The sequence below is a fragment of the Streptomyces botrytidirepellens genome (assembly GCF_003721215.1).
Classification (GTDB): Bacteria; Actinomycetota; Actinomycetes; order Streptomycetales; family Streptomycetaceae; genus Streptomyces; species Streptomyces himastatinicus.
The window spans coordinates 1-11,934 of the sequence record NZ_RIBZ01000779.1; the positions used below are offsets into that span (position 1 = coordinate 1).

9 protein-coding genes, 1 pseudogene and 1 riboswitch are annotated in these 11,934 nt (G+C 72.0%); of the genes and pseudogenes, 2 read left to right on the forward strand and 8 right to left on the reverse strand.

From position 1 onward, the window contains the following. The 4 genes from EEJ42_RS39680 to EEJ42_RS39695 all read right to left on the reverse strand — a co-directional run. Window positions 1-765, reverse strand: a 765-nt coding sequence (locus tag EEJ42_RS39680; RefSeq protein WP_281291612.1) for an FUSC family membrane protein, incomplete at its 3' end; no start/stop codon positions are given. Between the two features lie 95 nt (window positions 766-860). Next, window positions 861-2,912: a beta-galactosidase gene (locus tag EEJ42_RS39685; RefSeq protein ID WP_221179473.1), complete on the reverse strand. Its 2,052-nt coding sequence runs from the start codon at window positions 2,910-2,912 to the stop codon at window positions 861-863. Window positions 2,913-2,914: 2 nt separating this feature from the next. Further along, complete coding sequence (locus tag EEJ42_RS54025; RefSeq protein WP_281291613.1) at window positions 2,915-3,043, reverse strand: hypothetical protein; 129 nt, start codon at window positions 3,041-3,043, stop codon at window positions 2,915-2,917. Continuing rightward, window positions 3,040-3,519, reverse strand: coding sequence for an extracellular solute-binding protein (locus EEJ42_RS39695; RefSeq protein ID WP_123107010.1), 480 nt, complete (start codon window positions 3,517-3,519; stop codon window positions 3,040-3,042). The genes EEJ42_RS54025 and EEJ42_RS39695 overlap by 4 nt, the downstream gene beginning before the upstream one ends. A gap of 225 nt (window positions 3,520-3,744) precedes the next feature. On the opposite strand from EEJ42_RS39695, the gene EEJ42_RS39700 reads away from it, so the two are divergent. Together EEJ42_RS39700 and EEJ42_RS39705 are read left to right on the forward strand one after the other, a co-directional pair. Beyond that, a complete protein-coding gene (locus tag EEJ42_RS39700; protein WP_123107011.1) occupies window positions 3,745-4,761 on the forward strand; it encodes a LacI family DNA-binding transcriptional regulator in 1,017 nt (338 codons plus the stop codon). Further along, window positions 4,758-5,768 (forward strand): LacI family DNA-binding transcriptional regulator, encoded by a 1,011-nt coding sequence (locus EEJ42_RS39705; protein ID WP_123107012.1) that lies wholly within the window; start codon window positions 4,758-4,760, stop codon window positions 5,766-5,768. Before EEJ42_RS39700 ends, EEJ42_RS39705 begins: the two co-directional genes overlap by 4 nt. 34 nt (window positions 5,769-5,802) lie before the next feature. Here EEJ42_RS39705 and EEJ42_RS39710 read toward each other — a convergent pair. The 4 genes and pseudogenes from EEJ42_RS39710 to EEJ42_RS39725 form a co-directional block, all read right to left on the reverse strand. Further along, window positions 5,803-6,873: pseudogene (locus EEJ42_RS39710) on the reverse strand (pectate lyase family protein); the annotation flags it as partial. 88 nt (window positions 6,874-6,961) lie between these two features. Continuing rightward, complete coding sequence (locus EEJ42_RS39715; protein WP_123107014.1) at window positions 6,962-8,422, reverse strand: serine hydrolase domain-containing protein; 1,461 nt, start codon at window positions 8,420-8,422, stop codon at window positions 6,962-6,964. Between the two features lie 132 nt (window positions 8,423-8,554). Further along, window positions 8,555-10,177 (reverse strand): APC family permease, encoded by a 1,623-nt coding sequence (locus tag EEJ42_RS39720; RefSeq protein ID WP_123107015.1) that lies wholly within the window; start codon window positions 10,175-10,177, stop codon window positions 8,555-8,557. A 118-nt stretch (window positions 10,178-10,295) separates the two neighbouring features. Beyond that, window positions 10,296-11,702 carry a purine-cytosine permease family protein gene (locus EEJ42_RS39725; protein ID WP_123107016.1) on the reverse strand — a complete coding sequence of 469 codons (1,407 nt, stop codon included), beginning with the start codon at window positions 11,700-11,702 and terminating at the stop codon, window positions 10,296-10,298. Further along, window positions 11,694-11,787: riboswitch (TPP riboswitch) on the reverse strand. Its footprint overlaps the gene before it by 9 nt. Window positions 11,788-11,934: the final 147 nt, after the last annotated feature.

Consider the following 11,934-nt stretch of genomic DNA (forward strand, 5'->3'; position numbering starts at 1 on the left):
CGGGCCTTCGGCGGGTGCGCCGACCCGGGGGTCGGCGAGGGCGGCGAGGGCGGGGCGGATGCGTTCGGCCAGACCCCGCGGGCCGTGCAGGGCCGCGGGGCGGCGGCGTGCCTGTGAGGGCGTGACGGCGGCGGCGCTCCGGGCCGTGATCATCGGCTCCGGGGCGAACGGCGCCACCGGGTCCTCGCGCAGCCGCCGCGCGTAGTCCGCCACCGCGGCCAGGGCGTCGGCCAGCGCGTCCCGGTGCCTCCCCCATCGGCGGATCGGGAACAGCCAGATCAGTACCGCCTGCGCCACGCCGCCGAACGCGATGATCGCCGCGTGTTCCAGGGCCTCCATGACACCGGTGGGCAGGGTGATGGTGAGCAGCATGATGGCGACCGTCGTCGTCGCCACGATCCCGGCGGTCGGCCCGGCCGCCCAGGCCATCCCGGCGAGGAACGCCCAGGCGGCGAGCAGCAGCAGGAAGAGCGCCAGATGGGACATCGCGAGATAGCCCACGAAGGTGCTCAGCCCGAGCCCGGCCCCCGCGACCAGCGCGATCACCTTGCGCGGCCGCCAGCTGCGCTGGAACGTCGACGTACCGGCCGAGAAGGCGCCGAACGCGGCGGACGCGGCGTACGACGGGGAGGCCGTCCACAGCGAGAGCCCGATCACGATCGCCACCCCGGCCGCCGCGCGCAGCGCGGCCAGCGGTTCGAGCCGGGCGCGCTCGATCGTCAGCCCGGAACGCACGGTGTCCATCAGCGACCGCGGCCACGTCACACAGCCGAGCCTAGGCGTCGACGGCTGAGGCGCACGTCAGCCGGGTTTCACCCCCGCCACCAGCGGCGCAGCACCTTCTCGGCGGGTTTGCCGGCTCACCCCACGCGCCGCCCGCCGCCCGCTGCCCGCCGCGGCTCGGACCGTACGACCGCTACGGCGAGCGGGGCCAGTTCGACGGCCCCGTCCGTCTTCGTCCCGGAGACCAGGTCGATCCCGTCCGCGGTGAGGGGGACACGGACGGTCTCCGTGTCGGAGTGGTTGAGGAGGAACAGGAACTCCGCGTCCTCGCCGGTCCGCCGGGTCGCCTCCAGGTGGGCCGGGGCATGGTCGAGGAGCGGTGAGACGCCCGCTGCGGCCACGGCGTCGAGCAGGGTGTCGCGCAGCGCGGTGGCCTCCAGGCGGGTGCCGATGTAGACGACGCGGCCGCGGCCGACCGTGTTCTCCAGGATCGCGGGCCGTCCGCGCAGCGCGCCGGTGGCGTAGGAGGCCAGCACGCGCGCGCTCTCGGGGTGGATGCTGTCCTGCCACCAGTCGGCGGCGGCGGTGGTCCCGTCGGCTCGGGTCAGGAGGTACGTCTCGTCGGGGCGGGCGGGCCAGTACTCGTCGATGTACGCGCCGATGAGGGCGCGGAAGGCGCCGGGGTAGGCGGGCTGCCGGACGTGGTTGTGCGCGTCGACCACGCCGGAGAAGAAAGAGCAGACCAGCGTGCCGCCGTTCTCGGTGAAGCGGGTGAGGGCGTCGGTGAAGGCATCGTCCACGAGGTAGGCGTTGGGGACGACGACGACCTTGTAGCGGCTGAGGTCGGAGCCGAAGGACACGGTGTCGACGGCGTGATGGGCTTCCAGCAGCGGCCGGTAGTGGTCGGTGGCGATCCGCGGGTAGTCGAAGTCGTTGCGCGGCAGGCCGCTCGTCTCGGTCAGCCCCCACCAGGCGTTCCAGTCGAAGAGCACCGCGATGTCGGCGTGGGAGCCCGAGCCCGCGGCTTCGGCGATCCGCGGCAGTTCGGTGCCGAGTGCCTCGATCTCCTGCCAGGTGCGGGAGCGGGTGCCGGAGTGCGGCAGCATCGCCGAGTGGAACCGCTCGTGGCCGCCGCGGCTCGCCCGCCACTGGAAGTACAGGACGCTGTCGGCGCCGTGCCCGAGCGCCTGGTAGGAGCCCAGCCGCATCCGGCCGGGGCGCTTGACGTTGTTGACCTTCCACTGGGAGACGCCGCCGGCGGCCTGCTCCATGAGGATCCAGGGTTCGCCGCGCAGCGAGCGCATCAGGTCGTAGTTGAGGGCGGCGGCCACATGGGCGTCGTCCTGTCCGGGGTCGGGGTAGATGTCGAGGGCCACGGCGTCCTGTTCGGCGGCCCACGTCCAGTAGTCGGCGTGCTTGTAGAAGCGCATGTAGTTGGTGAGGACCGGGATGTCGTCACGGTAGGAGCGCACGATGTCGCGTTCCATGCGGAAGCAGGCGAGGTTGGCGTCGGAGACGAACCGTTTGAAGTCCAGGCGGCGGGTGGGGTTGGACCACGTCCGCGGCACCTCGGGCGGGTCGATCTGGTCCCAGGAGGTGTAGCGCTGGGACCAGAAGCGGGTGTACCAGGCGTCGTTCAGCGCCTCCAGGCTGCCGTACCTGCGCCGGAGCCAGTCGCGGAAGGCGACCGCGCTGTGGCCGCCGTACGAGGTGGGCCCGTACTCGTTGCTGATGTGCCACATCGCGAGGGCGGGGTGGTGGGAGTAGCGCTCGGCGAGCGCTGTGGTGATGCGGGCAGCGTGTTCGCGGTAGCGGGGCGAGGCGGGGTCGAAGTGGAGGCGGTTGCCGAAGCCGAACGTCTCGCCGTCCTCCATGACGGGCAGCACGTCCGGGTGGCCGTGGGTGAGCCACACCGGTGGCGCCATGGTCGGGGTGGCCAGGTCGACGCTGATGCCGCCTGCGTGGAGGAGGTCCATCACCTCGTCCATCCACGCGAAGGTGAAGCGGCCCGGTTCGGGCTCCAGCGACGCCCAGGCGAACACGCCGAGGGTGACGAGGTTGACCCCGGCGCGCCGCATCAGCGCCACGTCCTCGTCCCATACGGGCCGGTCCCACTGCTCGGGGTTGTAGTCCCCGCCGAAGGCGAAGCCGCCGATGCGCGCGCGGAAGGTGTCCATGCGACTGTTCATGGCTACTTGATCGCTCCCGTCGTGATGCCGCTGCGCCAGTACTTCTGGAGCGCGAGGAAGAGGATGACCAGGGGGATGGTGCCGACCATGGAGCCCGTGACGACGATCCGGACGAGGTCGGGTTCGCTCATCGCGTTGAGCTGCCAGGAGTAGAGCCCGAGGGTGACCGGCCACAGCGACTGGTCGTTGAGGACGATGAGCGGCAGCAGGATCCGTCCACCACGACCTGGTCCCATACGGCGGGCTTGAACTGCCCCTTCAGATCGCGGGTTTCGGCCGTGACGTCCTTGAGGTTCCCGGCGATGATCGTCGAGGTGAGATTGGGGTAGTCCACCTGGGTGATGTCCGGTGCGCCGGACTTCCCGGTGAGCGCGGCCTGGAGCTTCGGATAGAAATTCGAGGTGATCGCCTGGAACTTCACGTGGATTCCGGGGTGGGTCTTGTTCCACCGGGCGACCGGTTTCGACATGTCCGACCACCCCCAGAAGGTGAGGGTCTGTCTGCCGGACCCTTCGCCGTCCGAGGACCCGTCGGCGCAACCGGCGAGGAGCAGCGCGGTCACGGCGGCCACCGCGGCCAGGCGCCGGGGGCTGGATTCCTTATGCATACGGTCTCCTCTGCAATGAGACGCAAAACATTGCGGAACTTCAGCGACGGCGACGCTAAACGCGGGTAAAAACCACTGTCAAGAAAAGGGACCGAACACACGACTCACCGGCTCTTTGCGTGCAGTTCTGGCGGAATATTCGACCATCTTTTGCGGGAATTTGCGGCCGAGCGGTACGGCCGCGATGCCCGGCGGGAGGGAATCAGCATGTCAACGCGCGTGACAATGACGGCCGTTGCGAAGGCGGCGGGCGTATCGGTCTCCACGGTCTCCCGGGTACTCGCCGACAAGCCGGATATCTCGGAGGAGACCCGAGAGCGCGTCACACAGGCGGCGCGGGCGATCGGATATGTGCTCCGCGCAGAGCGCCGCCGACAACTCGGCGGAATTCTCGACATGCTTATCGAAGACCTCGCCACACCGTGGACCGCGGAACTCGTCGACGGGGCCCAGCGCGCGGCATTCGGACTCGGATACACCCTGGCGCTCACCCCGGTGGACCATCCGCGCTTCCGGCTCGGCGACTGGGTCGACGGCCGCCGCGCGCGGCCGTCGGACGGCATCCTCGTGGCGCTGACCATGCCCGGCCACGACGCGATGGCCGCGCTGGCGGAGCTGCCGGTGCCGCTCGTGGTCCTCGACGCGGTCCGTGTGCAGGAGCCCGCCGTTCCGACGGTGGGGGCGACGAACTGGTCGGGCGGCGCCGCGGCCACCCGCCACCTCCTCGAACTGGGGCACCGCCGGGTGGGGTTCCTCGGCGGGCCTTCCGCGGCCCCGAGCACCAGGGAGCGGTACGAGGGCTATCTGGCGGCGCACCGCGAGTTCTCCCTCTCCCCCGACCCCGCACTGACCCGGCACGCCGACGTCCGCGTCACCGCAGGGGCGCGGGGCGCCGCGGCCCTGCTGGCCCTGCCTGCCCCACCCACCGCCGTCTTCGCCGGTTCCGACGTGCTGGCGGCCGGGGTGTACCAGGCGGCGCGGGCGCGCGGGCTGCGGGTGCCGGAGGACCTGTCGGTGGTCGGGTTCGACGACACGACGGTCTGCGCGATGCTGACGCCGCCCCTCACCACGGTCCGTCAGCCGCTCGCGGAGATGGCCGCCGAGGCGGTCCGGCTCATCGACCAGGAGCAGGCACGACGCGGTTCCACGGCCGGGCGCGGTGTCGAGCTGGCGACCTCTCTCGTGGTGCGGGAGAGCACCGCGCCCCGCCCGGCTCACCAGGACTGGAGGAAGCAACGATGACGGTACGACCCGCAGTACGCCCCGCCGTGCGCATGACGACGGTGGCGGAGGCCGCGAACGTCTCACAGAGCGTGGTGTCCAAGGTCCTCAACGAACGGCCCGGAGTGTCGGCCGAGGTACGCCGCCGCGTCCTCGACGCGGTGCGGACCACCGGATACCAGTGGCGGCCGCGCGGCCCGCGCCACGGATCGGTCGAGGTGGTGTTCGGCTGCGCCGGGAGCGCCGTCAACGCACCCCTCATCCGCGGTCTGTCCACGGTGCTGCGCCCCCTGGGGTACGCGCTCACGGTGAGCCACTCCGAGGGGGACACCGGCTGGCTCGACGCCCTGCTCGCCCGCCGCCCGAGCGGGGTGGTGCTCGTCCTCTCCCCGGTCCCTCGGGTCGTCACCGAGCGGCTGGCGCAGGCCCGTATCCCGGTGGTCGTGCTCGACACGATCGGCGACGCGCCCTCCGGGATGAACGCCATCGGGGCGACCCAGTGGCGGGGCGGAACGATGGCCGCCCGTCATCTCACCGGCCTCGGCCACGAGCGGATCGCCCTGGTCTCCGGGCCGATGGAACTGACCTGCTGCCGGGCGCGGTTCGGCGGCTACCTGGCCGCGCTCCGGGACGCGGGCATCCACCCGGACCGCGCACTGATCCGGGCGGTGGCGTTCCAGACCGAACCCGCCCGGCGCGCCGCCCACGCCCTCCTCGACGTGTGGCATCCCCCGACGGCCTTCGTCACCGGCAACGACCTCCAGGGGCTCGGGGTCATCGAGGCGTGTGCCGAACGCGGGCTGCACGTCCCCGGAGACGTCTCGGTCGTCGGGTTCGACGACATCGACGCCGCCGGGTCCGCCGCGCCCGCGCTGACCACGGTGCGTCAGCCCTTCGAGGACATGGCGGCCGAGACCGTACGGGTGCTCGGCGCCGTCACCGGTGAACCGGACCGGGCCCCGATCCGGCTCGACATGTCGGTCGACCTCGTCATCAGGAAGTCCACGGGCCCGGCCCGCCGGGGCTGACGCTTTCGCAGACCGCGGCCCGCTACCGCGCCGGGGTGCCGCCGGGTCCGGAACCGGACTTCACCACCGACGGCACCTTGGCGGCGGCGTCGAGGGTGTAGGGGTAGTACGTCTTGGGGTCGAAGGCGGTGCCGCCGCTCTCATTGCGGCCGCTGGTGCCCACGAACGTGTTGCCCCGCTGGACGATCGAGGCGGTGGCGTCCTTGATGACGGGGTTCTTCATCCCCTCGAAGTAGCTGTTCTCCAGCACCATCTTGGTGTTGCCGCGCGAGTAATTGCCGTAGGAGGAGGTGATGTCCGTCCCCGGGGCGTCCTGGAGGTAGTTGTTGTACAGGTGCGCGTGCGCGACGTTGTCCGTGGACGGGTTGCGCTGCTCCGTCTCCCGGAACCAGTTGTGGTGGATGGTGATGTCGGCCGTGGTGTTCTCCGTCCAGCCGATGCCGAACGTCTTGTTGTGCGTTTGCAGCCGGTTCCAGGAGACCGTGAGGTACGTCGTGTCCTTGCGGCTGTCGATCAGGCCGTCGGCCATGTGCTTCAGGTCGTTGTGATCGATCCACACGTGGTGGGCGCCGTCCATCTGGATGGCGTCGAAGTCGTGATCCTTGTCGTTCCACGTGCCCATGTACGAGTCGCGGATCGTCAGGTTGCGGATGATGACGTTGTGCACGCCCTGCCCGAGGAAGAAGCCGCCGCCGACGATCTCGCCCGCGGTCCCCTGGCCCACGATCGTCTTGTCCGAGGCGACCTTGATCTCCTTGCCCTTGGGATCCATCGTGATCGCCCCGGTCACCACGATGACGTACGGCTCGGCGGCCGTCGCGTACTTCTCCAGGTCGGCCAGGGTCCGCACCGTCACCGTCTTGCCGTCGCGGCCCCCGTACGTACCGTTCTGGCCGAGCGCGTTGACCGACGCGAACCCGTCGGCGACGCCATCGGCCCAGGCCGCGGCCACCGGGCTCGTATTCGCCGGGCTCGTGTCCGCCGGGGAGCCGGGTCCCTGGGAGGCGAGACCGACCGTCAGGGCCACCGCCAGCGGCACCGCCCACACCACCACGCCCGTTCCGCGCCCGCCGTTTCCTCGTATGCGCCGCCGCTGGGCCGCCATGACCACACCATCCTCAGCTCGGGGTAATCGTCCATGCGACTGTCGCCGCCGAGCGGGCAATGGTTGCCGGGCCCCCGTGCCGGGTTCCTCACCGCCGTGGACGGCGGGGGACGCCCATCGCGGGCAGCGGCGCCGAGTGCAGCGGCGTCGTGCGCCAGCGCGCGGTGAAGGTCCGGTCGGCCCTCGAACAGGTCACGTCGAGGTGGTGCGGGGTCTCCAGGAACGCGATGTCGGCCACGAAGGTGTCCGGGTCGGTCCAGCCGCCGTTCGCCGCCGTCGGGACCCGCTGGTCCGTGCCCTCCTGGACGGTCCACCCCGGGGTGTCGAGCCGCACATCGAGCCGGGACGCGCCCTCCACCAGCGAGACGGTCCACACACCGTCGCCCTCGGCGGCGACGGTCACCTCCGCCAGCGCGGGCTGGTCCGCGCAGGTGCCACCGGCCGGGGTGAAGGTCGTGGCCGCCCCGGCGTCCACCGCCGCGAACTTCTCGTAGGTCGGCGGCAGCTGAAGGCCGTCGAGCCGCCGCCGCAGGGCCGCGTCGTCGTCCTGGCGGCCGTCGAGGGGCGCGGGGCCGAACGCCGGGAGCAGATGCCGCCATACGAGGTCCAGCACCGCCTGCATGCCCTGGGTGTCCGCCGTCATGGCGACCACCGCGTCGTGTTCGGGCAGCACCAGGCAGAACTGGCCGTACGCCCCGTCGCCCCGGTAGCCGTGGCGGGACCGCCAGAACTGGAACCCGTATCCCTGCTGCCAGTCGGACTTCGCGCCCTCGGCGGTGCCGTCGGCGTTGGTGATGTGCGCCCGGGTCGCCTCGGCCGCCCAGGAGGCGGGCAGCAGTTGGCGGCCCTCCCAGACCCCGTCGCCCAGGTACAGCAGGCCCAGCCGGGCGAGGGCGTCCGTGGTGGCGAACATGCCGCTGAAGCCGAGGTCGCGGCCGGGCGGACGCTGGAGCCAGGCCGTCTCACCGATCCCCAGCGGGTCGAACAGCCGTGGCCGCAGATAGTCGGTGAGGGACTGCCCGGTGACGCGCTGGACGATCGCGGCGAGGCTGTACGTGGCGGGCTGGTTGTAGGCGAAGACGGTACCGGGGTCGCGGTCGGGCGGGGTCAGCAGGAACCCGCGCACGGGCTCGTCCGGGTCGCGGGCGAACGCCTGCTCCCGGGTCTCGGTCAGATGCCCGCTGGCCATGGACGCGACGTGCCGGACGAGCATGGCCCGGCTGCGGGGGTCGGTGATGTCGCCGTCGAACTCGGGGAAGTAGGAGAGCACCGTGTCGTCGAGGCTCATCAGCCCCTCGGCCACCGCGAATCCGGCCGCCGTCGCCGTGAAGCTCTTGCTGATGGAGTAGAGCAGATGCGGCCGGTCCGGGGTGTACGGCGCCCACCAGCCGGAGGCGACCACCTGCCCGTGGCGCACGATCATCAGGCTGTGCGGCTCGATGCCGGGCGCCGCCTCCAGCGCGTCGAGGAACGCGCCGACACCGCGCGCGTCCACTCCCTTCGCGGCGGGTGTGCTCTCGGGGAGGGGTCGCGCACTCCGAGCACTCATCGCGTCTCAATCCTCCGTATGCGGTGGGTCGTACACGGCCGGTGGTGGTGCGATCATCGGCCAAGGAGCAGCGCCGCGCCAGGGGTTGTCCGGCGGCGCGAGGGTTTTCCGGCCGCGTGCGACGGCAGGTACTCACACCGCCGGGGCCTCGGGCGGCGCTTCCGCGGCGCCCGTCCTGAGGTGCGCGGCGCCCGAGCGCACCGCCCACGCGAACACGCCGAACGCGAGGGCGCCCACCGCGATCGTGTCGTACGGCGCCGGAAGATGGCCGGAACCACCGAAGGTGCCGAGCCACGACAGCAGCGTCAGCGCGGCGAGGTGGAACACCAGCCAGGCGCCGTGCCGCAGCTCGCCGAGCGCGGGGAGTCCGGCGGTGCCGCGCCGCTGGAGCAGGAAGAGCGGGACGCCGACGAGGACGAGGGGCAGCGCGAGCCGCAGGTCGTGCCAGCCGGACCAGAACACGAACTCGCTGGCCACGACGAAGCTGAGCGGCGCGATCCAGCGCACCCCCGGCACCTGCCCGTCCGCCCGGGGCACGCCCCGCTCCCGGTCGTGGGCCCGGAACACCGCGACGGCCACCGCCGAGGCCGCGTAGATGAGCAGATACATGTCCCCCATCACGCTCACGATGTCCTGCCAGCCGCCGAACGGCAGCATGAAGACGACGATGACCGCGAGGTTGAGCAGCAGCGCGCGGTGTGCCATGCCGGACGCGGGGTCGATGCGCATGAAGAAGCGGGGCAGCAGCCCGTTCTTGGCCAGGGCGTAGGTGTGCCGGGCGTTGATCGCCACGCCCACGTAGGCGGAGCCGCCCGGGGAGATCACGGCGTCCGCGTACAGCAGCGTGGCCAGCCAGTGCAGATTGAGGATGAGGGCGAGCTGACCGAACGGCGACTCGAAGTTGACGCCCTGCCAGCCGTCGCCCAGCGCGGAGTCCGGCACCGTGTACAGGAACGCCAGCTGGAGCCCGAGGTAGACCAGCACGGCGAGGCCGATGCCGGTGAGCACCGCGGCCGGTACGGAACGGCGCGGATTGCGGGCCTCGCCGGAGAAGTCCAGCGGCGCCTGGAACCCGTTGACGGAGTACACGATGCCGCCGCCGGCGAGGGCGGTGAGGCAGGCCGCGTAGCCGTACGGTGCGAAACCGCCGTGTTCGGTGAGGCGCCCGGAGTGGGTGCCCGACAGGAACAGCGCGATCACGGTGACCACGGGGACGACGACCTTGAACACCGACACCAGGTTGTTGAGCCGGGCGAATATCCGCACGGCGAACCAGTTCAGCGCGGTGAGCACGACGCTCAGTGCGACGGCCACGCCGAGGCCCGGGAGGGTGAGTCGGCCGCCGTCGTAGAGCCCCGGCAGATAGTGCGCGGCGTACTGCATGATCGCGCTGATTTCCGCGGCCGTACCGCCGACGGACAGCACGACGGACCAGCCGACCATCGTGCCGACCAGCCGTCCGCTCGCGTACAGCGGCCACCGGACGGTGCCGCCGCCCTCCGGGCGGGTGGCGCCCAGCTCCACCATGACCAGGGCGATCAGGGCGCACAGCACGCCCGCCGCGATCCAGGACAGCAGCGCGGCGGGCCCGGCGGTCTGGGCGGCGTACAGGGCCGCGAACAGCCAGCCGGAGCCGAGGATGTTGGAGAACCCGATCGCGGTCAGGCCCCAGAAGCCGAGGTCCTTGTGGAGTCTGCGCTCCTCGGCGAGCACCGCCGGGGCGGCGATGGACTCCGCTGGCTGGTTCTGCGGCACGTGGCACGTCTCCTCGGGTGGTGCGGGATTCAACAGGAGCCCAGGGTGCCACGCCTGCCGCGGGGCGCGGTCGCCGGATGCCGTGTGACGTGCGGATACGGGCGAAAACGCCCGTGTCTCACCGGGTCGTACGGCGGCGCATCCTGAGCGGGGCGTAGACGAGGAGCGCCGCGAGGAAGGCGGCGTAGTACGCGAGGTCGGCGCCGTGCAGCGCGGCGGCCACCGGGCCGGTGTACAGGGTGGTGTCCATGAACGGCACCGCCGCGGCGAAGGCGGCGCCGAACGCCAGCAGGGCGGGCCACCACGGCTGCGGGCGGGCGCTCTCGGCGGCCAGGTCGACCGGCGCGCCGCCCCGGGCCCGGGCGCGGACGAACCAGTCGACGGCCACGACCGCGACGAAGCCGGGGATCCAGTAGCCGACGAACAGCAGCACGTTCTGGAAGCGGGCGGTGGTGTCGGCGGCGTGCATCCACAGCACCAGCGGGAAGCCGAGCACGGCGGCGAGCGCCGCGGCCAGCGGGCGGGGGATGCGGACACCGGCGGTCTGGAGGGCCAGTGAGCCGCTGTAGTCGTTCATGGCGTTGCTGCACAGCGCGGCGAGCGCCACGGCCAGCAGTCCGAACGCGCCGAGCGCCCCGCCGCCCAGCGCCGTATCGACGCCGCTGGCGGTCTGGTCGGTGAAGACGGAGGCGCCCCACAGCCCGAGCGCCTGGACGGCCACGAAGGACACGGTGACGCCGAGCAGGGTGCACCAGAACATGCGGGGCCGGGAGGTGGCGCGGGGCAGATAGCGGCTGAAGTCGCTGGCGTACGGCGCCCACGACAGCGCCAGGCTCAGCGCGATGGTGCTGGTCAGGACGAAGGCGCCGATGCGGTCGGCGCCGTGGGCGGACCCGGTGGCGGCGGGGTGGACGCCGTCGAGCAGCTTGACGGCCAGGGCGGCGAACGCGGCGGCGAGGACGAACGTCATCAGCTTCTGCATCCGGTGGATGGCCTCGTAGCCCAGCACCCCGAGCGCCCCCTGCGCGGCCATCATGAGCAGCACCCCCAGCCAGAACGGCAGCCCGCACAGCCGGGCCAGCGCGTCACCGCCGAACAGGCCGATGAGGGCGTCCCAGGCGACCGACGACAGCCACTGGAGGACGCCGGGCACGGCGACGGCCCGGCCGAACGCCAGCCGCGCCAGGGGCAGCTGCCCGGCGCCGGTCAGACTGCCCCAGGTGCCCAGGTACGCGGTGGGCACGGCACCGATGAGGGTGCCCAGGACGACGGCGGCCAGCGCGGTGGCGAAGTCCAGGCCGAGGGCGATGCCGACGGTGCCGGTGAACACGCCGGTCATGGTCAGGTTCGGGGCGAACCACACGGTGAACAGGCGCCCCGGCCCGCCGTAGCGGTGGCTTTCCGGAACCGGCGCGATACCGCGCGCCTCAACGCGCAGATCGCCGGGCGCGGTGGGCATCCGCCCGTCGAAGACGGATTCCGCGCCGGTGGTCGCCGGGTCGGTGGCAGCATGCGGCAATGGCATCGATGACATCCCTCCGCCAGTGCTAACTGGTTCAGGTTCGACGGGTGTGATCTCAGCCCCGTGCGGGGCACCCCGTGTCCGGTGGAGCGACCCCAGGCTAACCCCTCGCCACGTGGCCCCGGGCCCGGGGGCGGGCCCGGGCCGGGAGCGCGTCCAGGAACAGCGCCCCGGCCAGCAGCGCGGCGCTCCCCCGGGGCGCGATGCCCTGGGCGCGCAGCTCGGCGTCGAGGGC